Source organism: Mycobacterium asiaticum, from assembly GCF_001673315.1.
GTDB classification, from domain to species: domain Bacteria; phylum Actinomycetota; class Actinomycetes; order Mycobacteriales; family Mycobacteriaceae; genus Mycobacterium; species Mycobacterium asiaticum_B.
Map to the genome: position 1 here is coordinate 49,572 of NZ_LZLQ01000055.1, position 23,321 is coordinate 72,892.

Annotated in this window: 28 protein-coding genes and 1 tRNA gene; 10 read left to right on the forward strand and 19 right to left on the reverse strand. The window is 64.5% G+C overall.

All coding sequences use genetic code 11. From position 1 onward, the window contains the following. Window positions 1-10: 10 nt before the first annotated feature. Window positions 11-160: a hypothetical protein gene (locus tag A5636_RS26030; RefSeq protein WP_155763696.1), complete on the reverse strand. Its 150-nt coding sequence runs from the start codon at window positions 158-160 to the stop codon at window positions 11-13. Window positions 161-381: 221 nt separating this feature from the next. After that, window positions 382-771 carry a hypothetical protein gene (locus A5636_RS08220; protein ID WP_253900535.1) on the reverse strand — a complete coding sequence of 130 codons (390 nt, stop codon included), beginning with the start codon at window positions 769-771 and terminating at the stop codon, window positions 382-384. 466 nt (window positions 772-1,237) lie between these two features. On the opposite strand from A5636_RS08220, the gene A5636_RS08225 reads away from it, so the two are divergent. Further along, window positions 1,238-2,332: a Fic family protein gene (locus A5636_RS08225; protein ID WP_253900536.1), complete on the forward strand. Its 1,095-nt coding sequence runs from the start codon at window positions 1,238-1,240 to the stop codon at window positions 2,330-2,332. A 115-nt stretch (window positions 2,333-2,447) separates the two neighbouring features. Here the strand turns inward: A5636_RS08225 and A5636_RS08230 are convergent. From A5636_RS08230 to A5636_RS08240, 3 genes are all read right to left on the reverse strand, one after another. Beyond that, window positions 2,448-2,537 (reverse strand) — tRNA-Ser (locus A5636_RS08230). A gap of 29 nt (window positions 2,538-2,566) precedes the next feature. Then, window positions 2,567-3,028 (reverse strand): nucleoside deaminase, encoded by a 462-nt coding sequence (locus tag A5636_RS08235; protein ID WP_065158188.1) that lies wholly within the window; start codon window positions 3,026-3,028, stop codon window positions 2,567-2,569. Next, complete coding sequence (locus A5636_RS08240; protein ID WP_065158189.1) at window positions 3,025-3,549, reverse strand: tRNA adenosine deaminase-associated protein; 525 nt, start codon at window positions 3,547-3,549, stop codon at window positions 3,025-3,027. The genes A5636_RS08235 and A5636_RS08240 overlap by 4 nt, the downstream gene beginning before the upstream one ends. 106 nt (window positions 3,550-3,655) lie before the next feature. On the opposite strand from A5636_RS08240, the gene A5636_RS08245 reads away from it, so the two are divergent. Then, window positions 3,656-4,612, forward strand: coding sequence for a prephenate dehydrogenase (locus A5636_RS08245; RefSeq protein WP_155763697.1), 957 nt, complete (start codon window positions 3,656-3,658; stop codon window positions 4,610-4,612). Here A5636_RS08245 and A5636_RS08250 read toward each other — a convergent pair. From A5636_RS08250 to A5636_RS08270, 5 genes are read right to left on the reverse strand one after another with little or no spacing between them, the layout of a single operon-like run. Then, the gene (locus tag A5636_RS08250; RefSeq protein WP_065158190.1) at window positions 4,575-5,174 is read right to left on the reverse strand and encodes a putative glycolipid-binding domain-containing protein; all 600 of its coding nucleotides are present in this window, start codon (window positions 5,172-5,174) and stop codon (window positions 4,575-4,577) included. The genes A5636_RS08245 and A5636_RS08250 overlap by 38 nt on opposite strands. Before the next feature lie 4 nt (window positions 5,175-5,178). Further along, on the reverse strand, window positions 5,179-5,925 hold the full coding sequence (locus A5636_RS08255) for an ABC transporter permease (RefSeq protein WP_065158191.1): 747 nt from the start codon (window positions 5,923-5,925) through the stop codon (window positions 5,179-5,181). Further along, a complete protein-coding gene (locus tag A5636_RS08260) occupies window positions 5,922-6,602 on the reverse strand; it encodes an ABC transporter permease (RefSeq protein ID WP_065158192.1) in 681 nt (226 codons plus the stop codon). Before A5636_RS08260 ends, A5636_RS08255 begins: the two co-directional genes overlap by 4 nt. Beyond that, window positions 6,602-7,696, reverse strand: a complete 1,095-nt coding sequence (locus A5636_RS08265; RefSeq protein WP_065158193.1) for an ABC transporter ATP-binding protein — start codon at window positions 7,694-7,696, stop codon at window positions 6,602-6,604. Before A5636_RS08265 ends, A5636_RS08260 begins: the two co-directional genes overlap by 1 nt. Beyond that, complete coding sequence (locus A5636_RS08270) at window positions 7,697-8,614, reverse strand: ABC transporter substrate-binding protein (protein ID WP_065158194.1); 918 nt, start codon at window positions 8,612-8,614, stop codon at window positions 7,697-7,699. It lies immediately after the preceding gene. A 78-nt stretch (window positions 8,615-8,692) separates the two neighbouring features. Here A5636_RS08270 and A5636_RS08275 point away from each other — a divergent pair, with 78 nt between their 5' ends. Then, window positions 8,693-9,046 (forward strand): LapA family protein, encoded by a 354-nt coding sequence (locus A5636_RS08275; RefSeq protein WP_065158195.1) that lies wholly within the window; start codon window positions 8,693-8,695, stop codon window positions 9,044-9,046. Here the strand turns inward: A5636_RS08275 and A5636_RS08280 are convergent. Continuing rightward, on the reverse strand, window positions 9,043-10,089 hold the full coding sequence (locus tag A5636_RS08280) for a phosphotransferase family protein (RefSeq protein WP_065158196.1): 1,047 nt from the start codon (window positions 10,087-10,089) through the stop codon (window positions 9,043-9,045). The genes A5636_RS08275 and A5636_RS08280 overlap by 4 nt on opposite strands. A gap of 23 nt (window positions 10,090-10,112) precedes the next feature. Continuing rightward, the gene (locus A5636_RS08285) at window positions 10,113-10,721 is read right to left on the reverse strand and encodes a histidine phosphatase family protein (RefSeq protein ID WP_065158197.1); all 609 of its coding nucleotides are present in this window, start codon (window positions 10,719-10,721) and stop codon (window positions 10,113-10,115) included. Window positions 10,722-10,803: 82 nt separating this feature from the next. Between A5636_RS08285 and A5636_RS08290 the strand changes: the two genes are divergently transcribed. The 5 genes from A5636_RS08290 to A5636_RS08310 all read left to right on the forward strand — a co-directional run bounded on the left by A5636_RS08290 (window position 10,804) and on the right by A5636_RS08310 (window position 15,594). Further along, on the forward strand, window positions 10,804-11,829 hold the full coding sequence (locus tag A5636_RS08290) for a phosphotransferase family protein (protein ID WP_065158231.1): 1,026 nt from the start codon (window positions 10,804-10,806) through the stop codon (window positions 11,827-11,829). A 1-nt stretch (window position 11,830) separates the two neighbouring features. After that, window positions 11,831-12,595: an SDR family NAD(P)-dependent oxidoreductase gene (locus A5636_RS08295; protein WP_065158198.1), complete on the forward strand. Its 765-nt coding sequence runs from the start codon at window positions 11,831-11,833 to the stop codon at window positions 12,593-12,595. A gap of 124 nt (window positions 12,596-12,719) precedes the next feature. Further along, on the forward strand, window positions 12,720-14,027 hold the full coding sequence (locus A5636_RS08300; RefSeq protein WP_065158199.1) for an acyl-CoA dehydrogenase family protein: 1,308 nt from the start codon (window positions 12,720-12,722) through the stop codon (window positions 14,025-14,027). Next, window positions 14,024-14,626 (forward strand): TetR/AcrR family transcriptional regulator, encoded by a 603-nt coding sequence (locus A5636_RS08305; RefSeq protein WP_065158200.1) that lies wholly within the window; start codon window positions 14,024-14,026, stop codon window positions 14,624-14,626. Before A5636_RS08300 ends, A5636_RS08305 begins: the two co-directional genes overlap by 4 nt. After that, window positions 14,626-15,594 carry an NADPH:quinone oxidoreductase family protein gene (locus tag A5636_RS08310; protein WP_065158201.1) on the forward strand — a complete coding sequence of 323 codons (969 nt, stop codon included), beginning with the start codon at window positions 14,626-14,628 and terminating at the stop codon, window positions 15,592-15,594. Before A5636_RS08305 ends, A5636_RS08310 begins: the two co-directional genes overlap by 1 nt. Before the next feature lie 13 nt (window positions 15,595-15,607). Here A5636_RS08310 and A5636_RS08315 read toward each other — a convergent pair whose 3' ends face one another. Continuing rightward, complete coding sequence (locus A5636_RS08315; protein ID WP_065158202.1) at window positions 15,608-17,482, reverse strand: alkyl/aryl-sulfatase; 1,875 nt, start codon at window positions 17,480-17,482, stop codon at window positions 15,608-15,610. Between the two features lie 142 nt (window positions 17,483-17,624). On the opposite strand from A5636_RS08315, the gene A5636_RS08320 reads away from it, so the two are divergent. Continuing rightward, window positions 17,625-18,098, forward strand: a complete 474-nt coding sequence (locus A5636_RS08320; protein ID WP_065158203.1) for a lipoprotein LpqH — start codon at window positions 17,625-17,627, stop codon at window positions 18,096-18,098. A 4-nt stretch (window positions 18,099-18,102) separates the two neighbouring features. Here the strand turns inward: A5636_RS08320 and A5636_RS08325 are convergent, their stop codons facing one another. The 5 genes from A5636_RS08325 to A5636_RS08335 all read right to left on the reverse strand — a co-directional run bounded on the left by A5636_RS08325 (window position 18,103) and on the right by A5636_RS08335 (window position 21,381). Continuing rightward, on the reverse strand, window positions 18,103-19,608 hold the full coding sequence (locus A5636_RS08325) for a sensor histidine kinase (RefSeq protein WP_065158204.1): 1,506 nt from the start codon (window positions 19,606-19,608) through the stop codon (window positions 18,103-18,105). Beyond that, entirely contained in the window at window positions 19,586-20,290 is a 705-nt protein-coding gene (locus tag A5636_RS08330) for a response regulator transcription factor (protein ID WP_065158205.1), read from the reverse strand. The genes A5636_RS08325 and A5636_RS08330 overlap by 23 nt, the downstream gene beginning before the upstream one ends. Window positions 20,291-20,445: 155 nt before the next feature. After that, window positions 20,446-20,607 (reverse strand): DUF6131 family protein, encoded by a 162-nt coding sequence (locus tag A5636_RS26480; protein ID WP_301336693.1) that lies wholly within the window; start codon window positions 20,605-20,607, stop codon window positions 20,446-20,448. A gap of 4 nt (window positions 20,608-20,611) precedes the next feature. After that, complete coding sequence (locus A5636_RS27165; protein WP_081287670.1) at window positions 20,612-20,863, reverse strand: hypothetical protein; 252 nt, start codon at window positions 20,861-20,863, stop codon at window positions 20,612-20,614. 104 nt (window positions 20,864-20,967) lie between these two features. Beyond that, window positions 20,968-21,381 (reverse strand): MmcQ/YjbR family DNA-binding protein, encoded by a 414-nt coding sequence (locus A5636_RS08335; RefSeq protein ID WP_065158206.1) that lies wholly within the window; start codon window positions 21,379-21,381, stop codon window positions 20,968-20,970. 87 nt (window positions 21,382-21,468) lie between these two features. Between A5636_RS08335 and A5636_RS08340 the strand changes: the two genes are divergently transcribed. Then, window positions 21,469-22,299: a hypothetical protein gene (locus A5636_RS08340; protein WP_065158207.1), complete on the forward strand. Its 831-nt coding sequence runs from the start codon at window positions 21,469-21,471 to the stop codon at window positions 22,297-22,299. Here A5636_RS08340 and A5636_RS08345 read toward each other — a convergent pair whose 3' ends face one another. Beyond that, window positions 22,300-23,244 carry a class I SAM-dependent methyltransferase gene (locus A5636_RS08345; RefSeq protein ID WP_065158208.1) on the reverse strand — a complete coding sequence of 315 codons (945 nt, stop codon included), beginning with the start codon at window positions 23,242-23,244 and terminating at the stop codon, window positions 22,300-22,302. Window positions 23,245-23,321 lie beyond the last annotated feature (77 nt).

Genomic DNA, 23,321 nt, shown 5'->3' on the forward strand with positions numbered 1-23,321 from the left:
GCCGCTGTCGTCAGCGAGGTGAGGGTGGCACGCCGGCGAGTTTGCCGTGCGCATTGGTGCCCCAGGAGGTGGTGTAGCCGTTGGTACCGCGGGGCCGCAAATCCTTATCCGTCAACAACAACACCGCCACGTTTCCGCGGCTGTTCGTTGCTGACCACATGCTGCCAGCGTAGCAACGGCCTCCAACGGCAGCGATCATCGTGTTATTCCGCGATGCGCTTGCTGAACTCGGCCGGCGAGATCGGTTGCGCGAGGGGCGGGCGGTGTTGGCCGTCGCACGCCCGCGTCCAAAAGCGTGAATAGTCATGAGCTTTGGCGGTGGCGAGGTGCAGCGGACCTTGCGGCGAGGCGGGTCGAAGTAGGGAAACGTCGGTTTATAGCTCAGTGCTGTCGTAACAATGCTTGGTGAGCAGCTTCGAAGTGTGTGTCGAAAAGCGCTTTGCGCCAGGCCCACCAAGTTTCCGGTCCTGCATCTGGTGACGGCGTTCTTAATCCGTCATTTACCTCGCTTAGCGCCAACATGAATCGCCACTTCTTCGAATGGTTGATGAGCCCGAACTCGTTTGGCGCATTGAGCGGGGCCAGCATGAAGTCGATGCCGCCCTCACGCGCTGACCAGCAGACCTGCAGTTTGCATTCGCTGCCGCGGTAGTAGACCGCCCAGGCAGGTCTCTTTCGGTACCAGACAGCGTCATCGGCCTCGTCAAGTTGAAATCCGCGACCAGTAAGCGCGGGTCCCATAACCTGATTCAGGTCGTCAATGGCCGCCACTATCGACCGTCCTCATCGACCCACGCATTACTGATGCGGATCTACCCATACTTGACGGCGTTCTGGTTTGTAGGTAATGGAATCTCAGATTCCGAAGATATCTTTTCGCCAGAAACCTCGTCAACAGTAGCGAAACCCGTCTGGCAAGACGCACGCGATACGCGGTACATGGTTCTCCATTCGGGTGCGAAGAAACCTTTATCGACTTGCCAACCGAGGTTATTCATGGCTTGATCTCGCCGCCTGGGCAGCCATTCGTTTGCCGACATCAGAGCTGTGGCACTCGGACTGTCGCGCATCACGGTCCGATTTATGAATTTAACTCGGACTAACGCTAGAGTTAGTCCGAGTTAGGAGAGCGATGACACCCCAAGATGCCTGGCCTAGACACACCGCACAGCGACGTCCGTGGGCACAGACTCAGCGGGGCGGCACCCGCGAGGACAGAACCCTGAGTTCCGTCGTCGTGTCTCTTCCCCCCTATATCGCCGACCTCGATGCCGACATCAACACAGACATCGCCGTCGAGCTCGAGACCGCAATGGGTGAGATTTCTCGGCTCGACAGTGTGCACGGAACCGACCTGGCGGCGCTGAGCACCCTCCTACTTCGAACCGAATCGGTAGCGTCCTCCAAAATCGAGCGCGTTGAGGCAAGCCTGGACGACTATGCGCGCGCGCTCCACGGCAACAGAGGCAACTCGAGCGCAGTCTCGATGGTTGCGGCAACCACAGCGCTAGACGCATTGATCACCAGCGTCGATCACCATGGCCCAGTACAAACAACCGCGATCCTGCGCGCACACGAGGCGCTGATGCGAGACGACCCGACAGAGGGACCGCATGCAGGTCGCATACGAACCGTTCAGAACTGGATCGGCGGCAGCGACTACTCCCCCCGAGACGCGCTGTACGTCCCACCACCCCCTGACATGGTCCAGACATACATGGACGACCTCATAGCATTCGCGAACAGGACCGATATGCCCGTCTTGATTCAGGCCGCCATAGCGCATGCACAGTTCGAATCAATCCACCCCTTCGCTGACGGTAACGGCCGAATCGGTCGAGCACTCATCAACACCATCCTGCGGAGAAGGGGAGCGACCACATGTCTCGTCGTTCCTCTGGCATCGGCGCTTGTAGCTCAGCGCGATCGCTACTTCGGGGCCCTGAGCACATACCGCGCAGGTGACTTACGCCCACTGATCGACACGTTCGCGAAGGCATCAAGGACTGCTGCGGCAGAATCACGCATTACTGCACAGCGCCTAGCGGAAATACCCGACGAGTGGCGCAACATGGTCGGACCAGTTAGACGCAATAGTGCTACGGACAAGCTGCTGCTGCTGTTGCCATCGAAACCGATCGTTTCGTCCGATGACGTTGCATCACTTGTCAACGCACCTCGGAGCAGCGTGTTCGCCGCGATAAATCGCCTGCAGGACGCCGGCGTGCTGCGCCCGCTGACCGACCGCAAGCGCAACCAGCTATGGGGCGCAAGCCGTGTGCTCGACGAGCTAGAAGATCTCGGACACAGAATTGAGCGGGCGAGCCAATAAAGATCGGTCCCTGCAAGCAGCAATTAACTCGACGACGAGATCCCCCGGCCGCCCAAAGAAAAAACCCGAACCCTAAACGAGGGTTCGGGCTATGCGTATGTCTTGAGACATCACATGGCGGTGGCGGAGGGATTTGAACCCTCGGACGGTGTTAGCCGTCACACGCTTTCGAGGCGTGCTCCTTAGGCCGCTCGGACACGCCACCGCCAGGCAGCTTACCGAACCAACCGCCGCTCACCCCAATCGCTGGCGGGCAAAGAATTCTTCCAGCGGCGCGGCGCACTCCGAAGCGAGCACACCACCGGTTACTTCGGGTCGATGGTTCAACCGGCGGTCCCGAACCACATCCCACAGCGAGCCGACCGCACCCGTCTTGGGTTCCCACGCGCCGAACACCACCCGGGCCACCCGCGCCAACACCAGTGCCCCGGCGCACATGGTGCACGGTTCCACGGTGACCGCCAGCGTCGCCCCTTCCAGGCGCCAACCGTCGCCCAGGACTCCGGCCGCGGCGCGCAACGCCAGGATCTCGGCGTGTGCGGTGGGATCCCCGAGGGCTTCGCGGGCATTGACCGCCCGGGCGAGTTCGGCGCCGTCGGCACCGACGACCACGGCACCGATCGGCACATCGCGTGGCCCGGCGGTTCCGGCGACAGCCAGTGCAGCGCGAATCAGCTGCTCGTCAGAAACCCTCACCGACCCAAACGGTCGATCACCGCAGACAACTGATCGGCGAAACCCATCTCGCGGGCAATCCGGCCGAGTTGCTCGTCGGCGTACAGGTCGGTCTCGTCGAGAATGACCCCCAACACCGCTTCGGGCAACCCGATGTCGGAAAGTAATCCCAGGTCACCCTCCTCGAAGGGATCCGCGTCCTCGAGGTCTTCGGGATCGATGTCCGCATCCAAGTTGTCCAGCACCTCGGCGGCGATGTCGTAATCCAGCGCCGCGGTTGCATCCGACAACAGCAATCGTGTCCCCGACGGTGCCGGCCGCACGATGACGAAAAACTCGTCGTCGACGTCCAGCAGCCCGAATACCGCCCCGGCGCTACGCAGCTCCCGCAGTTCGGTCTCGGCCGCGGACAGACTGACCAGGGATTTCGGGCCCAGCGGCGCACAGCGCCAGTGACCCTCTTCGCGCACCACCGCAACGCCGAAGCCGTCCGGGGTGTCCGCGGACGGGCCCTGCGTTTTCGAGGCCCGTTGTACTCCCATGGGCGCATACGCTAGTCCCTGACCTGGCCTCTGGCCAGATGAGCCGGGACGGGCAACCCGCAGCCGATTGATCTGTGCCAACCTTGGACAAGTGGTGAGGACTGAGGTGAAGACACCTGTATGCGTGCTCGGGCTGGGCCTGATCGGTGGCTCAATCATGCGGGCTGCGTCCGCGTCCGGACGCGAGGTGTTCGGCTATAACCGCTCGGTGGAGGGCGCACAGGGAGCCCAGACCGACGGGTTCGACGCGACCACCGACCTGCAGCAGACTTTGACCCGCGCCGCCCGGACTGATGCGTTGATTGTGCTGGCTGTGCCGATGCCGGCCCTGCCGAACATGCTCGCCCACATCCGCGAAGCGGCCCCGAACTGTCCGCTCACCGATGTCACCAGCGTCAAGACCGCGGTGCTCGACGAGGTCGCCGCCGCCGGGCTGCTGGAACGTTTCGTCGGCGGCCACCCGATGACGGGCACCGCGCATTCCGGCTGGCGCGCCGGGCACGGCGGATTGTTCAACAGGGCACCCTGGGTGGTCAGCGTGGACGACCATGTCGACCCGCACGTCTGGTCGATGGTGATGACGCTGGCGTTGGACTGCGGCGCGGTGGTGGTGCCGGCCAAATCGGACGAGCACGATGCGGCCGCGGCCGCCATCTCGCACCTGCCACACCTGCTTGCCGAAGCACTGGCCGTCACCGCGGCCGAGGTCCCGCTGGCCTTCGCGCTGGCCGCCGGCTCGTTCCGGGATGCCACCAGAGTCGCCGGCACCGCCCCGGACCTGGTCCGAGCGATGTGTGAGGCCAACACCGGCCAGTTGGTGCCGGCCACCAGCCGGATCATCGAACTGCTCAGCCGTGCGCGTGATTCGCTGGCGAGCCACAGTTCGGTGGCCGACCTGGTCGACCAAGGCCACGCGGCCCGCACCCGTTACGAAAGTTTTCCGCGCTCGGACATCGTTACCGTCGTCATCGGAGCCGATGACTGGCGGCAGCAGTTGGCCGCCGCCGGCCGGGCGGGCGGAGTGATCAGATCCGCTCTGCCAACCCTGGATAGTCAACGATGAACCCGTCGCCGTCGACGGTCACCGTGGTGTCGGCCACCGGCGAACGCAACTTGATCCCGTCCAAGCGGCCTTCGCTGGTGTAGCTCACGGTCGCCGCCTCGATGGACATGGACGGCACGTTCACATAGACCATCGGCAAAGCCAGCATCTCCGCGCGCTCGTGGATGCCGAGGCGCCGGATTGGCAAGGCATTGAAGAACGGACTGAACACCAGGTCGACGTCGAGGGCACCGTTGTAGCCGGCGCGTCTCTCGCCCTGGTGGTCGGTGACCAACCACATGTTCTCCTCGTCGCGGGCGATCGCTAGCTGACGTTCGCGTTCGGCCAGTGTGACGGTCAGTCCGAAGCGTTTGGTGGCGCCGGACTCGTCGGTCTGCAATTCGTAGAACGCGCCGAACGCCGGGTTGGTCTCGGTGGCGGCCGCGACGATGCGTCCGTTCGCCTTGATTCGCTTGCCGGACAACTGAACTCGCACTGATTCCATCCGCGAGCAATCCTGAGCACGCCAGGTGAACATCGCGGCTAAGACACGCTGTGTTGGGTCAGACGAAGCTGCGTTCACCCCCCTACCGTAGGACGTGTCCGCCGGGCGTGGTGGTTTTGTCGGTAACTGTGATCTTGGGTACCCGCTGCCACCGGCCCGCGGCGGCGCCGAGCCGGCCGGTGCCGGGCATCGAAGCCCACACCGCCAACGCCAACAGACCATCCAGGATCAGCGCCAACGCGGCCACCATAAAGGCACCGACCAACGCGATCGTGAATTCCCGTTCCTTGATTCCGTCGATCAGATAGCGACCCAGGCCTCCGAGACTGGCGTAGGCGGCCACCGTCGCGGTGGCAACCACTTGCAGCGTCGCGTTGCGCAGCCCGCCCAGGATCAGCGGCAGCGCATTGGGCACCTCGACTCGCATCAGCAACTGCCACTCGGTCATACCCATCGCCCGCGCGGCGTCCACCACCAGGCGGTCGACGCTGGCGATACCCGCGTACGCGCCGGCCAACAGCGCCGGAATACCGAGCAGCATCAGCGCCACGATCGGCGGACCCAGACCCAACCCGTACAACAGCACACCGAACAACAGCACGCCCAGCGTAGGCAGGGCCCGAAGGCCGTTGACCGCGCCCACCACCAGCAGCTGACCCCGGCCCGTGTGCCCGATGATCAGCCCGATCGGGATGGCGATGACGGCCGACGCGGCCACCGCGAGCGCGGTGTACTGCAGGTGCTCGAAGGTGCGGGCCGCCAAGCCGGTGGCGCCCGCCCAGTTGCTCGCGGTGGTAAGGAATGACAGCGCCTGCGCGACGAAGTTCACCGGGCACCGCCGACGATTGGTGATCGGAATCGGCGGCGGCCACGCGATGTCCGCTCCCACGGCGTGGCGACCCGGCCGAGCACACTGATCAAGGTGTCGATCACGATCGCCAAGACGAATATCGCGATGATGCCGGCCAGAATCTGATCGCTCTTGTTGGTCTGGAACCCGGCGGTGAACCAGGTACCCAAACCACCGATGCCGATCACCGACCCCACCGACACCATCGCGATATTGGTCACGACAACCACCCGCAGACCGGCGATCAGCACTGGAATAGACAGCGGCAGTTCGACTTTCAGCATTCGGGTCACGGGCGCATAGCCGACCGCGGTGGCCGCCTCGCGGACCTGCGCCGGTACCGCGTCCAGCGCCTCGAGCACCGCGCGCACCATCAGGGCGGTGGTGTAGGCCGTCAGCGCGACCATGACGTTGGCTTCGTCGAGGATCCTGGTGCCGATGATCAGCGGCAGGACGACGAATAGGGCCAGGGACGGAATAGTGAAAACTACGCTGGCTGTTGCGGTGGTCAGCCGCCGCAGCACCGGGGCGCGATGGGCTGCCAGGCCGAGTGGCACCGCGACGGCCAGTCCGACCACGACCGGCACCAGCGACAGGCGCAGGTGCACGATGGTCAGCGCCCACGCGGTGCTCAGGTGGTTCAGCAGATAATGCATCAGGTCCGCCGGTGGGCTTCTGCGGCGGTCAGCACATCGGCGGCCAGGATTCCACCGACGATCTTCTGCTCCCGGTCCACGGCTATGCCGATCGACGACGGCGATGACAGCGCGGCGTCCAGCGCCTGACTCAGGTTGCCGCCCAAGTGGAACACCGAACCGATCGGCGTCAGGCTTGCCGCCAGCGGGGCACCGCTTCGGTGCCGCCGAAGGCCATCGGAATCGAGCCAACCGACCGGCCCACCGTCGTTATCCACCACCAGCACCCAGCCATCCGAAAGTTGCGCTGTGGCAACATCATCGATGAGTACCCGGTCAATGCCGTGCACCGGTAACCCAGCAGCGTCGACCAGTTGCAACCATCGATAGCCACGGCCGAGACCGATGAACCTGGCCACGAAGTCATTCGCCGGACGTGAAAGCAACCGGGCCGGCTCGTCGTACTGCTGCAGTACACCGCCGGTACCGAACACCGCGACCCGGTCGGCGAGCCGCAGCGCCTCGTCGATGTCGTGGGTGACGAACACGACGGTCTTGCGCAATTCGCTTTGCAGACGCAGGATTTCGTTCTGCAGAGCATGTCGAACCACGGGGTCGACGGCCGAGAACGGCTCGTCCATCAGCAGGATCGGCGGATCCGCGGCCAGCGCCCGCGCGACACCGACCCGCTGTTGTTCACCTCCGGACAGTTGCGCTGGATAGCGCCGCGCGACCTTGATATCCAATCCGACGCGTTCCAGTACCTGATAGGCGGCGTTGCGTGCGGCCCGCCGGGACTGTCCGTTGAGCACCGGCACCGCAGCGACGTTGTCGATCACCCGTTGGTGCGGCATCAATCCCGCGTTCTGGATGACGTAACCGATGCCGCGCCGCAACCGCACCGGGTTGACGGTCGAGACGTCCGCTCCGTCGACCGTGACGGTGCCAGACGTCGGGTCGACCATGCGGTTGATCATCCGCAGCGCAGTGGTCTTGCCGCATCCGGAGGAACCGACGAATACCGTCAACTCCCCGTCGGGTATGTGCAGACTCAACCGGTCCACGGCGGGTGCGCCGCTACCGAAGACCTTGCTGACGTTGTCGAAGGTGATCAACTACTGCCCGATCGCGCGATCGAAACCGTTGTCGTGAGCCCATTTGCGGGCAACCTGGTCAGGGTCTGCGCCCCCATTGCCCGATACCGCCGCATTGAGTTCGGCGATGCCCTCAGTGGTCAACTTGGCCGACACTGCATCCAATACATCCTTCAGGCGGTCCGACTTCTTCTGCGAATTCACCAAAGGCACGATGTTGCCGGCCAGAAAGTTGTGTTCTGGGTCCGCCAGCACCACCAAACCTTCCTGTACGACGGCCGGAGAGGTGCTGAAAATGTTGGCAGCGGTAGCCGTTTCCCGCACCAGCGCCCGTACCGTCACCGCGCCGCCGCCGTCGTTGATGGTGACGAAATTGCCTGGAGCAATCGTCAGCCCGTACTTCTGGCGCAATCCGGGTAACCCGGAGGGGCGGGTGAGGAAAGCCGACGGGGCGGCGAATCTGACCTCGGCGGAGTGAGCCGCCAGATCGGCAATCGTCTTGAGGTTCCATCGGGTCGCGGTTGCGCGGGTGACGGTCACGGTGTCGGTGTCGGATGCCGGTGAGGGGTTGAGGATCGAAAGGTCACCAGGCAATTGCCGGTAGAGCTCAAGTTCGACGGAGTCCAATACGGTCGCAGTGGACTTCGGCTCGAAGTACAGCAGCAGGTTGCCGATGTACTCGGGCACCAGGTCGATGGAATGGTCTTTCAGCGCCGGGATGTAGGTCTCACGACTGCCGATGCCCATTCGCCGCCCGACTTCGAACCCGTTGGCCTGCAGCGCTTGTGCATAGATTTCGGCGACGATCTCAGACTCGGGAAAATCGCCGGAGCCGACCACAATGGACTTCGGTCCGCCCATGCCCGACCCGAACGGATCGGGACTGCCGCACGCCGCAACCAGGCACGCCACCGCGGCGAGCGCCGCGCGCCGCAGCATCCTCACGCTGCAGACCCTATCCCTACCGACACCCAATTGTTGGTTTCAATCCGCGCTGGAGGGGACAAAGATGGACATATGAGCACCCCTTCCGGCTCACCCCCGGCGGATCAGCCACCGCCGCCACCCCGTCCTGCAGGGCCCCGCTCTCGGACGGCCGCTAAGGATCCAGCATCCAAGTTCACCCGCGCCGGTGCGTTGTGGTCCGCATTGATCGCAGGGTTCCTGATTCTGATCCTCTTGCTGATCTTCATTGCCCAGAACACGGCATCCACTGCCTTCACCTTCCTAGGCTGGCATTGGACGCTGCCGCTCGGCGTGGCCTTCCTGCTGGGCGCGGTGATCGGCGGGCTGATCACCGTGGCGGCCGGAACCGTTCGAATCGTGCAGTTGCGTCACGCGGCCAAGAAGAACCTGAACGCTCCGCGCTAGGCGAGCCTGGCGATCTCGGCCAGCCCCCGCGAAATCAACGGCGCCACCACCTCGGGTGCGTCCGATGAGTCCTCCCTGCCGTCGGCTTGCTCTGCCATGCGCCGGCGGAAGTCAATTCCGGCAGCGATGATGGCGAGCTTGAAATACGCCAGCGCCATGTAGAACTCCCACTGCGCGAGTGGCTGCCCGGACACCAACGAATACCGGTCGGCGAGTTCATCGGCCGTGGGTAGCAGCGGCGACGTCCAGGCGGCCTGGGTGTCGATGATCAGGTCCAGGGCCGGGTCGCGGTACACGCACATCAGGGCCGCGTCGCTGATCGGGTCGCCCAGTGTCGACAGCTCCCAGTCCACCACCGCCCGCACCCGTGTCGGATCGTCGGAGTCCAGGATGGTGTTGTCGATCCGATAGTCGCCGTGCACGATCGACGTGCGGCTCTGCTGCGGAATGGCTTGCTGCAGAGCGGCATGCAGTCGCTCGACGTCACCGTCCCGGCGATCTTCGGACAGCCGGACCAGCTGCCACTGCGATCCCCAGCGGCGCACCTGACGTTCCAGGTAGCCGCTGGGTTTGCCGAAGTCGCTCAGTCCGACGGAGGCGGGATCGACGCTGTGCAGATCCACCAGCACCCGGATCAGCGCGTCGACACAGCCGTCGATGGCGCGGCGGCCCAGGGATTCCAACTGGGCACGGCGGCGCACCACTTGCCCGGCAACGAATTCGACGATCTGAAACGGCGCGCCCAGCACCGAATCGTCGTCACACAAAGCGATCGTGCGGGCCACCGGTACCGGGGTGTTCTGCAGCGCGGCAACGACCTTGTACTCGCGGCTCATGTCGTGCGCCGACGGGGTCAGCCCGTGCAACGGCGGGCGTCGCACCAGCCAACTCGTCGCGTCGTCGTAGACCCGGAAGGTCAGATTGGAGCGCCCCCCGGAGATCAATTCACCGCGCAACTCCCCGTCGCGAGTGATGTCGAGTGAACGCAGATACCGGTCCAATGCGGGCAGGTCGAGCCCGTTGAGTCGGTCAGTCGAGGTCACCGGACTTGTTTACCACCGATGAACTACCGCTGTTTGTTCCGGGGCAGCAGGTCCCACACGTGTTCGGTGGCGTTGACCGTCGCCACCGTCGCCTGACCCGACCGCGAGAACAACAGTCGGGTCACCGACGCGTAGTCGATGGGAAACGACAACAGCCGCGCGGTGCCCAGGATTTCGTGCAGCACCACATTGATCACTCCGCCATGGCTGAACGCTGCGATCGTGTCGTCCGGGTCGGCGGCGGCGACCAGGTCATCGATCGCGGCACGGACCCGAGCACGAAAGGCATCCTCGTCCACCGCGCTGGGCAAATGCCCGCGTGCCATGCGGGCCCACTCCTCCGGGAATTCCGCACGTATCTGCTCGACCGGGATGTAGGAAGGCAGATCGCGGTCGTACTCGGCGAGCCGATCGTCGATCTCGATGGACAAGTCCCGAGCCGCCGCGACCGGCTCGGCGGTCTGGATGGCACGGCGCTGCGGACTGCTCACCACTCGGGAGATGGGAAACCGCTTCAGCGCCTCCGGTAGCCGCGCAACCTGCTGAAATCCCGTGTCGGACAACTCCGGATCGGAACCCTCGCCGTGATTGCTGCGCAGCGGCAGGGCATGCCGGACCAGGAGCAGTTGCATGCGGCAAGCCTCGCATGTCCGCGGCGGCCGCTTCCTGCGGTTCGGAGAATGCTATTCTCCCAGCGGAGATTGGGGTACGCAGATGACGGCAATTGCCGCTGGAGTCCTAGGCCATTGGCTGGACACAAACGGCGCACCGGGCGCGGGTGAGGAGCCGGTGCTGGACCAGCTCAGCGGCGGTTCGCAGAACACCCTGTACCTGGTGCAGCGCGGCTCGGAACGGATGGTGCTGCGGATGCCCGGCCCCCGCGCCGACGCGGCCCGCGTAGACGGCCTGTTGCGCGAGATCCGGCTGGTGCGGGCGTTGCGCGGGACCGACGTGCCACATGCCGAACTGATCGCGGCCGACGAAACGGGCTCGGTGCTGGGCCTGCCGTTCTATGTCATGCGCGCGATCGACGGCTGGAGTCCCATGGACGGCGGCTGGCGTGCGCCGTTCGACACCGACCTGCAGGCGCGCCGCGGCCTGGCTTTTCAACTCGTCGATGGAGCCGCCAAACTCGGCCGGGTGGATTGGCGCGCGCAGGGGCTCGAAGGGTTCGGCCGCCCCGAAGGGTTTCACGACCGACAGGTGGACCGCTGGCTGAACTTCCTGTCCGCCTATCAGGTGCGCGAACTGCCCGGCCTGGACACCGCGTCGGACTGGCTACGCCGCAACGGTCCCGCGCACTACACGCCGGGCATCATGCACGGCGATTATCAGTTCGCCAACGTGATGTTCGAACACGGTGAGCCGGCGCGATTGGCCGCGATCGTCGACTGGGAGATGACCACGGTCGGCGATCCGTTGCTCGACGTGGCCTGGGCGCTCCTGGGTTACGACGGTGAAGAGCCGCGTGCTGACGGGTTCTACCTGGATATGGCCGGGATGCCGAAGCGGAGTGAACTACTGCAGCACTATGAGTCGGTCAGCGGATTGTCCACTGAAAACATCGACTATTACCTGGTCCTGGCGAACTGGAAGTTGGGCATTGTGTTGGAAAAGACGTACGCCGCCGGTGTGCGGACCGGAAAGGTGGATCCAAAGATTACCGGCGCGTTCGGGCCGATGATTCTGCAGCTCATCGCCACCGCGGCGGAATTGGCCCAACAGGCTGGGCAGCATTGAAATGGGTTATGCGGACCAGCTTTTCGACCTGACGGACCAAGTTGTGCTGATCACCGGCGGTAGCCGCGGACTGGGCCGGGAGATGGCGTTCGGTTTGGCCCGCTGTGGGGCCGACCTGGTGATCGCCAGCCGCAACCTGGACAACTGCGTGGCGGTCGCCAAGCAGATCGAGGCCGAAACCGGGCGCACCGCAATGCCTTATCAGGTCCACGTGGGACGCTGGGATCAGCTCGACGGTTTGGTGGACGCGACTTTCGACCGCTTCGGCAAGATCGACACGCTGATCAACAATGCCGGCATGTCACCCCTGTACGCCAAGCTGACCGATGTCACCGAGAAGCTGTACGACTCGGTGTTCAATCTCAATCTCAAAGGGCCGTTCCGACTTTCGGCTCTGGTAGGCGAACGGATGGTCGCGGCCGGGCGCGGGTCGATCATCAACGTGAGTTCGGCGGGGTCGCTGCGGCCGAGCCCCGACATCGTTCCCTATGCCGCCGCCAAGGCTGGGCTCAACGCCATGACGGAAGGTTTCGCCCGCGCATTCGGGCCGACGGTCCGGGTCAACACACTGATGGCCGGGCCATTCCTGACCGACGTGAGCAAGGCGTGGAATCTTGACGAGCGTGGTGGTGAGATGTTCGGGCACCTCTCGTTGAAACGCGCCGGCGATCCGGCTGAGATAGTGGGCGCGGCATTGTTTCTGGCCTCTGACGCGTCGAGCTTCACGACCGGCTCCACGGTGCGGGCCGACGGAGGAATTCCCTGACCATGGCGATCGCAAGCGCGGCGAAGCCGGGCGCAGCGGGTCGCCACCATCTGACCGTGGCGATCGCAAGCGCGGCGAAGCCGGGCGCAGCGGGTCGTCGCTTGATAAGAGACAGGAGCGGCTGATGGCGTGGGATTTCTCCACCGAACCGGAGTTCGAAGAGAAGTTGCAATGGGTTCGGGAGTTCGTGCACGAGGAGGTCGAGCCCCTCGAGGTACTGTTCCCGGGCTGTGAGTTTCTGCCACTGAATGAGCAGCGACGCAAGATCGTCGACCCACTCAAACAGCAGGTTCGTGAGCATGGGTTATGGGCGCCGCATCTGGGACCCGAGCTCGGCGGGCAAGGCTTCGGCGCGGTGAAGCTGACGCTGATCAATGAGATCCTGGGCCGCAGCCCCTGGGCGCCGATCATCTTCGGAACCCAGGCACCCGATACCGGCAATGCTGAGATCCTCGCCCGGTTCGGCACCCAGGAACAGAAAGATCGCTACCTGGCCGGCCTGCTGTCCGGGGAGATCTTCTCCTGTTTCTCGATGACCGAGCCGCAGGGTGGCGCGGACCCGCGTGTCTTCAACACCCGAGCGGTACGCGACGGCGACGACTGGGTGATCACCGGACGAAAGTTCTTCTCCTCCAATGCATCGGTTGCGTCGTTCTTCATCGTCGTCGCGATCACCGATCCGGATGTGCCCGTCCACCATGGCGCCTCGACGTTCCTGATCCCGGCCGGTACACCGGGCCTGGTCATCGAAGCCAACCACCACCTGGTCGGATCTGACCCCCACGAACCGGGACACTCACTCGTCCGCTACGACGACGTGCGGGTGGGTGCCGACGCGCTGTTGGGCGAGCCAGGGCAGGGGTTCCTGATCCTGCAGACACGCCTGGCCGGCGGCCGACTGCACCACGCGATGCGATCCATCGGGGTAGCCCAGCGGGCCGTCGAGATGATGTCACGGCGCGCGAAAAGCCGCTTCACTCAGGGTAGTTCGTTGGCCGACAAGCAGTTGGTGCAGGAATTCATCGCCGACTCCTACACCGAACTGACACCGTTCCGGTTGACCGTGCTACACGCCGCGTGGTTGATCGACAACGGTGACGAGCGCGCGGCCCGCGCAGAGATCGGAGCGTGCAAGATCCTGGCCTCTCAGGTGCTCAAATCCATTGCGATGCGGGCGATTCAGGTGCATGGTGCGCTGGGGCTCAGTGACCAGCTCCCGCTGGTCAACATGTTGCTTGGCGGTATCGCGCTGGGACTGGCCGACGGCCCGACCGAGGCGCACAAGGTCAACTTGGCCCGGATGCTGCTCAAGGGTTATGCCCCCGAAGAAGGTGAGTGGCCCAGTGAGATGCTCGCTGTCCGTCGTGCTGCCGCCCGGGCCAAGTACAGCGACCTGATCGATAGCCATCCAGCGCCGCCTGATTCGCCGTGAACAATCGGGTCACCGCTGCCGTCGAGCGCGCGCTGGACGATCGGCAGCGTGAAGCCACCGAGGAGGTGGAACGCATCCTGGCCGCTGCGGTACGAGTGATGGAACGGGTCGCTCCCGAACCCCCTCGCGTCAGCGACATCGTCGCCGAGGCCGGGTCGTCGAACAAGGCGTTCTACCGGTATTTCGCCGGCAAGGACGATCTCATCCTGGCGGTGATGGAACGCGGGGTGGCGATCGTAGTGTCTTACCTTCAGCATCAGATGGCCAAGGAATCGCGCCCGCGAGAAAAGGTGGCGTGCTGGATCGAGGGCACCCTGGCGCAGGTTGCCGATCCTCATCTGAGCAGCATGAGTAGCGCCGCCGCCCGGCAGATGTCGAATTGGCTTGCCGCCGAACGGGAAATGCTACGACCATTGCGTGACCTGCTGATTGAGCCGGTCGCCGCGCTGGGCAGCTCGGATGTCGATCGTGACGTCGACGCGGTCTACGGTTGCACGGTTGCGATGATGCGACGGTATGTGGGGTCGGCCGACCGACCGGCCCAAACGGATATCGAGCATGTGGCGCGGTTCTGCCTGCTCGGGCTCGGAGTCGATTGATGCGTGCGATCGTCTGCAATGCTTACGGCCCGCCGGAGGACTTGGTTCTCGCCGACGTTGCCGATCCGGTGCCGGGACCGGGCCAGGTGCTGGTGCGGGTGCACGCCGCGGCGGTCAACTTCCCCGATGTGCTGTTCGTGGCCGGCAAGTACCAGATCCGGATCCCACCGCCGTTCACTCCGGGCAACGAAGTCGCCGGCGAGGTGGTGGCTACCGGGCAGGGCGCGGCCTTCACCCCGGGCCAGCGGGTGTTCGGCACCACGTTCGGGGCGTTCGCCGAACTGGTATTGCTGGATGAGGCCACCGCTGCGCTGGTGCCGGACGGGGTCGACTTCGGGTCGGCGGCGGCCTTCGGGGTCACCTATCGCACCGCGTATCACGCCCTGCGGTCGGTAGCCCAAGTCGCAGCAGGTGATTGGGTGGTGGTGTTGGGGGCGGCCGGCGGCGTCGGACTGGCCGCGGTCGACTTAGCGGTGGCCCTGGGCGCGCGGGTACTGGCGGCGGCGTCCAGTCCGGAGAAGCTGCAGCTGTGCCGGGAGCGTGGCGCGCAGGCCACCGTCGACTACGACACCGAAGACCTGAAATTGCGCATCCGTGAACTCACCGGCGATAACGCGCGCGTCGTGCTGGACCCGGTCGGCGGATCCTACGCGGAGCCGGCGTTGCGCGGGCTGGCACGCGGCGGAATGTTCGTCACGCTGGGCTACGCGGCGGGCGCGATCCCGGCGATTCCGCTTAATTTGATTCTGCTGAAAGACATTACGGTCCGCGGTATGGAGATCCGGACATTCATGGGTGACTACCCGGAAGAATGCGCGCGAGACCTGGCGGAGCTGTCGGAGCTGTTCGCCGACGGCAGGATCCGGCCGTACATCGGTGCCCGGTTTCCGTTGGCGCAGACCGCCGCGGCACTGCGGTATGTCGCCGACCGCAAGGTGCTGGGCAAAGTCATCATCGACGTCACCTGACCCCCGCGAAGGCTCAAGGGGTGACGATGTCGAAGTTGGCATCCGGCTGTTCGAGCACCGCGAGCAACGACTGCAGCGCCTCCTGGTCGCCGGACAACTCGAGCCCCGGCGAGGCAAAGTCGCCGATGGCGACGAGCAGCAGCCGAATCTTGTTGGCCAGCTTGACCGTTACGGTCGCAGTAGCGGGGTCGGCGGGCGTCTTGCGTTGCACCAACACGCCGTTGCGCAGCGTCAGTCGGTAATTGGTGCCGACGTCGTCGAACGTGACGTCGACGGCGATGTCCAAGTCCCAGCTCCGCGGCCCGTTCACCCGGATCGCCAACCCGTCGAAAACCTGCTCGGGGGTCAGCTGCGCCATCAGCGTCGGCGAAGTGACCTGCCCGGCGGTGCCGAAGTTGCCCACCCGCAACTCGGTCGCACCGCTCATGAAGAAATTTCGCCAGGTCGCGTTCTCGGCGCCGTAGCCCAGTTGTTCCAGGGTGTCGGCGTACAGTTCGCGTGCTGCGGCATGGTGCTGGTCGGTGAACATCGCATGATCGAGTAGTGTTGCTGCCCAACGGAAGTCACCGGCATCGAAGGCCGCGCGGGCTATCTCGACAACTCGGTCCAGACCGCCCAGCGCCTCGACGTAGCGCGGCCCCAAAGCCTCGGGCGGATGCGGCCACAACCGGCCCGGGTTGCCGTCGAACCATCCCATGTAGCGCTGGTAAACGGCCTTCACGTTGTGGCTGACCGACCCGTAGTACCCACGGGCGTGCCAAGCCTGATCCAATGCCGGTGGCAGTTGGAACATTTCGGCGATCTCTACCCCGGTGTACCCCTGGTTGAGCAACCGCAGAGCTTGGTCGTGCAGGTACGCGTACAGGTCTCGTTGCAGCGACAGGAATTCGACGATGTGCTCGCGACCCCAGGTCGGCCAGTGATGGGAGGCGAACACCACGTCGGCGCGGTCGGCGAAGGCGTCGATGGCCTCGGTCAGGTAACCCGCCCAGGCGTGCGGGTCGCGCACCAGCGCCCCCCGCAGCGTAAGCAGATTGTGCAGGTTGTGGGTGGCGTTCTCGGCCATGCACAGCGCACGGAATTGCGGGAAATAGAAGTGCATTTCAGCCGGCGCCTCGGTACCCGGAGCCATCTGGAATTCGATCTCGACGCCGTCGATGGTGTGCGTTTCGCCGGTGGCGCGGATGTCCACGGTCGGCACGATCAGTCCCACCTCACCGGTGGACGGCGTCTGACCCAACCCGCAGCCCACCTGCTCCTGCGGGCCGCGCGCCAGTTGCGAACCGTACATGTAGGTCGCACGTCGCAGCATCGCCGGACCGGCATAGACGTTCTCCTGCACAGCATGTGCGGTGAAACCTTCCGGCGCCAACACCGCCACATTCCCGGCGTCCACGTCTGCCTGTGATGTCACGCCCAGCACGCCGCCGAAATGGTCGACGTGACTGTGGGTGTAGATCACCGCGACCACGGGCCGGTCGCCGCCACGGTGCGCGCGATACAGCTCCAGCGCCGCCCTGGCTACCTCGGTGGACACCAACGGATCGATGACGATGATTCCGCTGTCACCCTCGATGAAGCTGATGTTGGAGATGTCGAAGCCGCGGACCTGATAGATGCCCGGCACCACCTCGTACAAACCCTGCTTGGCGGCCAGGGTCGACTGCCGCCACAAACTGGGGTGCACCGACGTCGGCGCGGGGCCGGTCAGGAACGAGTACGCGTCGTTGTCCCACACCACCCGGCCGTCGGCGGCCTTGATGACACACGGTGACAGCGCGGCAATGAAGCCGCGGTCAGCATCGTCGAAATCCCTTGTGTCGTGCAGCGGTAGCGTGTGCCGGCCGTGTGCTGACTCGATGACCGCGGTGGGGGGCTTGTGCTCCATCGGCCCTACCTTGCCACCGGCGCGGTGCCTGACGAAGTCAAAATCAATTTTTCGCCGTAGCTAGAAATCCATCCACTTATTGCGCATACTGCCGTGACGGTCCTCACAGACGACGGACCGGTTTACGGGCAAAGGAGCACAGGTGAAGCGTGGGCTGACGGTCGCGGTTGCCGGAGCGGCCATTTTGGTTGCCGGCATATCCGGATGTTCGAGCGACAAGCCGAAGTCGGGCGGCGGGTCGTCAAGCGCGGCAAGTAGCGGAGGTGGCAGCGCTTCTGGCACGAAGGTCCTTATCGACGGGCAGGACCAGCACGTCACCGGATCGGTCGTGTGCACGACGGCGGCCGGCACCGTGAACATCGCGATCGGCGGGCAAGGCACCGGTATCGGCGCAGTGCTGTCCGAGGCGGATCCGCCCGAAGTGAAGTCAGTTGCGCTCGGCAACGTCAACGGTGTGTCGCTCGGCTATGCGCCGGGCACCCCTGACGCCAGCGCCTCGGCCACCAAGAATGGCAATGGCTACAAGATCACCGGTACCGCCACTGGGATGGACATGGCCAACCCGATGACGGTGGTGAAGAAGCCGTTCGAGATCGACGTCAAGTGCTCCGGCTGACGTCTTAGGCCGACGACGACGCGGGCGGCTGCCACCCGTTGTTCGGCAGCCGCACCGCGAATTCGGTGTAACCGGGTGAGCTGTGCACGGCGATCGTGCCGCCATGGGCTTTGACGACGGCCGAGACGATCGCCAGACCGAGTCCGGTGCTGCCGCCTTTTCGGGACCGGGAGGTGTCGCCGCGCGCGAACCGTGCGAACACCTCTGACTGCTGGTCCTTGGGAATGCCTGGCCCGTTGTCGATCACCTGCAGCAGGGTGTGGGTCGGCTCGGTGCTGAGCCGGGTTGTGACGACGGTGCCGGGGGCGGTGTGGATGCGGGCGTTGGCCAGTAGGTTGGCCATCACCTGGTGCAGTCGGGCCTCGTCTCCGGTGACCATAACCGGTTCGGGTGGCAAATCGAGTTCCCACAGTTGATCCGGCCCGGCGATGTGTGCGTCGCTGACCGCATCGACTGCCAGCCGGGACAGATCCACCGGCTCGCGTTCTAGCGGCCGACCGGAATCCAGTCGGGCCAGCAGCAGGAGGTCTTCGACGAGGCGCGTGATCCGCTCGGTCTCCGACGCGACCCGACTCATCGCGTGCGCCACCGCTTCGCGATCGTCACCCATGCGCTGCGCCAACTCGGTGTAACCCCGGATCGCGGCCAGCGGCGTGCGCAGTTCGTGACTCGCGTCCGCGACGAATTGGCGAACGCGGGTCTCGCTGGCCTGGCGCGTCGAGAGCGCGGCCGCGATGTGGTCCAGCATCCGGTTCAGTGCGGACCCGAGTTGGCCCACCTCGGTGCCGGGGTTGGCATCGGTTTCGGGCACCCGCACCGGCAATTCGACCTCGCCGCGGTGCAACGGCAGGTCGACCACCTTCGTCGCGGTCTGGGCGACCCGCCGCAACGGCGCCAGCGCCCGCCGGATGATCACCGCTCCGGCGGTGGTCGCGGCGATCAACGCGATGAGGGTGACAATGCCGAAAATGATGAGCATCCGGAATTCGGTGGCGTCGATATTGGCCATCGACAAGCCGGTGACGATGACGTCGGTCCGGTTGCGACTCGGGGCGGCGACGACGCGGTACCGACCGAGGCCGTCGAGGTCCAAGGTCACCGGTGACCGGCTACCGGCTATCTGCTCGAGTTGGTGCTGGGCGGTGGGTGTCAGCGCATCCCGGGCGCCGCTGCCGGTCAGATACCCGGAGTCCACCGTCTTGCCGTCGCTCACCACTGCCGCGACCATGCCGGCCGGTTGGCCCGGGGCGTCGAGAAACCTTGGCCCGGGACCGATCTTGACGGACCGCGGTTCGTGCCGTCGCGGCGGTTCCGGGTACAGCAGCGACGAGCGGTAGGACGTGCCGCTGAGTTGACTGTCGAGTTGAGCCACTAGGTGGTGTCGCAGCGCCAGCTCGGTCGCTGCGGTGATACCGACACACACGATCGCCAGAACGGCGACCTGACCGACCAGGAGCCGCAGTCGAAGCGACCAGACCCCGGGCCGCCTAGCGCGCCGGCTTGAGGACATAGCCTGCGCCGCGCAGCGTGTGGATCATGGGTTCGCGCCCGTTGTCGATCTTCTTGCGCAGGTATGAGATATAGAGTTCGACGATGTTGGACCGGCCGCCGAAATCGTAGCTCCACACGCGGTCCAGGATCTGAGCCTTGCTCAGGACCCGCTTGGCATTGCGCATCATGAACCGCAGCAGCTCGAATTCGGTGGTAGTCAAGGAGATCGGTTCACCGGCCCGGGTCACCTCGTGACTGTCCTCGTCGAGCACCAGATCTCCGACGACGAGTTGGGCACCGCTGTCGACCGTCGTCACCCCCGTGCGCCGCAGCAGCGCACGCAGCCGCAGCACGACCTCCTCGATGCTGAACGGCTTGGTGACGTAATCGTCTCCGCCAGCGGTCAATCCGGCTATACGATCCTCTACCGCGTCCTTGGCCGTCAGCAGCAGCACCGGCAGGCGCGGATTCTCTCTCCGCAGCTTCTGCAGGACCTCCAGGCCGCTCATATCGGGCAACATGACATCGAGGACCACGACGTCCGGACGCTCAGCACGTGCAGCGGTGACAGCTGACGACCCGTCACCGGCAGTCACAATGTTCCAGCCCTCATAGCGCAACGCCATCGACACCATCTCGGCGAGAACGGGTTCGTCATCCACCACCAGCACGGTGACCGGTTCTCCGTCGGCCCGGCACATCACCACGCGCTCAACGGAACTTCTGGGAGCCGCCACGGGTTCCAGTATCCGCAAATGGATAGGGCAATGCTATGGCGTCCCTGTGCACGAGCTGTGAAACGCAAACGGTCGCGGGACCGCTGGTGCGGCCACGCGACCCTTGCCTCGAACGGTGGTTAATACCAAGTGCGCCGGCCGGCCACCGGACGGCCCATGGAGCCCATGGCCCACATCACCGCGCCGACAATCAGCAAAATTACTCCCAGCACGGTCAACAAATGCACGCCGAACACAAATCCAAGGATGAGGAGGATGGCACCTAGGACAATCATGATAATTCCTTTAACTAGCAGGGATGTGAACAATTGACTGCAATGCGCTGGGTTCCGGTAAGCGCGGCGTGTGGCAATCCTTTACTTTGGGATTTACGCCCATGTAATTCAATGGTCCGGCTATCACCGTCACTGCGACGGTTCCCGCTGAGGCACAACTGGTTTCCTGACCTTTGAAGTAGCCGCGCTGCCAAGCTGCGAGGATCCCTATGAGCAGCCAGATCAGCACAATTGCACCCAGAATTCCGCGACCTCGCACCATAGTGACCTCCGATGTTCCCGAACATTTCCCGTGCGGTGAGCGTTGCCCGTTGTACTCGTGCCTAAACATGAAAAGGCCGGGTGATACGCCGAATGAACGCCGTACTAAGCAGGGTGATCGGCGAGCCACATTGCCGCGCGCCGTTTCGACGCGCGGGACAACCAGGCGTCTTGGATCAACTCGCTCAGTTCGGTGACGCTGATGTCGCCCAGTCGAGCAGCCCGCACCAACACCGAGGGATGCCCGTCGAAATGACTTGTGCTGAAGAACGGTGATTTCGGGTCTTGAATCAGCGCGAGCTTGTCCCCCTCGGACTCCACCCACAGCATGATCACGTCGGGATAGCGTTCCCCGGTGGCGGGGTCCACCGCGTCCGGTTGCGGAGTTCGGAAGAACACGAACGACTTTCCGCCGACCTGGTAGATCGAGTTGCCTTTCGGCCCCTCTAACCGTTTGACGTGCGGCATCGCCGCCGCGAGCCGGTGCACATCGGTGACGTTCGCGGGCCGATCAGCCATGCCTGCGACGATACCGACGGCTAGGCAGTCCGCGCCTGTAGCATAGGCGACCGGTAAGCGGTTGCAGTAGAGGGGGATTGCGCCACGGTGACTGACACCTTGTTCGCGGATGTATCCGAATATCAAGTGCCGGTTAATAATTCGTATCCTTACCGGGTTCTGTCGATACGGGTCAGTGACGGCACCTATCGGGACCACAATTTTGCGCGCAACTACGCGTGGATGCGGGATGCTTTGGACAGCGGGCGATTGACCTTCGGCATCATCTACACCTACGTCCGCCCGAATTGGTTGGCCAACGCCAATACCGTGCGCTCGATGATCGACGCCGAAGGCGGTCTGCACCCGCGGGTGGCACTGATGCTCGACGTCGAGTCAGGGGGCAACCCGCCGGGAGACGGGTCGAGTTGGATCAACCAGTTGTATTGGAATTTGGCCGATTACGCAGGATCGCCCGCTCGCATCATCGGTTATGCCAACGCCTATGACTTTTTCAATATGTGGCGGGTGCGCCCGCCTGGTCTACGCGTGGTGGCCGCAGGCTACGGATCGAATCCAAATCTTCCCGGGCAGGTCGCCCATCAGTACACCGACGGCCAGGGCTACAGCCCGAATCTGCCCCAGGGCGCGCCGCCGTTCGGCCGGTGTGACATGAACTCGGCCAATGGACTGACACCCCAACAATTCGCCGCCGCGTGCGGGATCGGAACAGACGGAGGACCCCTGATGGCACTCACCGACGACGAACAGACCGAATTGCTGACCAAAGTGCGGCAGATCTGGGATCAGCTGCTTGGCCCGGACGGCGCCGGCTGGCCGCAGCTGGGGCAGAACAGTCAAGGCCAGAATCTGACGCCGGTGGATGCGATCGCGGCGATCAAGAAGGACCTGGAGGACGGTCCGCCCAAACGGGCTTGATCAGGCCTCCGGCTTGCGTGCCGAGACGAAAAGAGTTGGCGGCATTGAATCTTGGCTGCCGTCGGGAAGTTCGCGGTGATAACGGGCCATCAGTTCGGGGAAGTCCGCCGCGGTAGCCTCCCAGCCGCGTTCCCGCAGCCAGTCCGTGAGCGCCGTACGCTCCTCGGGGTACCAGAGGTCTTCGACGGCGGGAATCTCTGCGTCGACCACGCGGGACGCCGCCGCGCGGATCCGTTGCATCTCCTCGCGCTGACGCAGCAACAGGTCGTGGTCGACGGCGCCCTTGTCCGGCACGTTGGAAGCCAACCAGCTGCCGGGTGCGCTGAGCGCGTGGATCCGCTCGAAAAGCAGGTCCTGGGCCTGCGCCGGCAGGTACCGCACCAACCCCTCGGCCGACCATGCCGATGGTTGGGACGGGTCGAACCCGGCTTCCTGCAACGCCTTCGGCCAGTCCTGGCGCAGATCGACCGCGATGTTGACCAACTGCGAGGTGGGCCGGGCGCCGTGCTGCTCCAAGGTGGCGTTCTTGAATTCCAGCACCTTGGGCTGGTCAAGTTCGTAGACCACGGTGCCGTCCGGCCAGGGTAGCCGCCAGGCGCGTGCATCCAGGCCCGACGCCAGGATGACGATCTGGCGGACACCGGAATCCGCAGCGGCCAGGAAGAACTCGTCGAAGAACGCCGTGCGCGTCGCCATGAAGTCGATCATCAGCTGGGCTCGCGTCCCGATCTCGGGTTCGATCTCACGGGCCTGAGCGAGTAGTTCGGGGTCGGCGTACAAGGTCCACATGCCCTTGCCGGCCGCATCCACGAACACCCGGGCGAATGGATCTGTGATCAGTGGGTTTTCGCTCTCGGTCTCGGCGGCGCGTGCGGCAGCCACCCCCAGCGCGGTGGATCCCACGCTCTGGGTGATCTCCCAGGAATCGTCATCGGTGCGCTGCATGGCATCCCTCTCGCCGCAATAATCAGTTTTGCAAACTATTCTTCCAGTCCGGACACCCGCAGCGGCCCCCGTTTCAG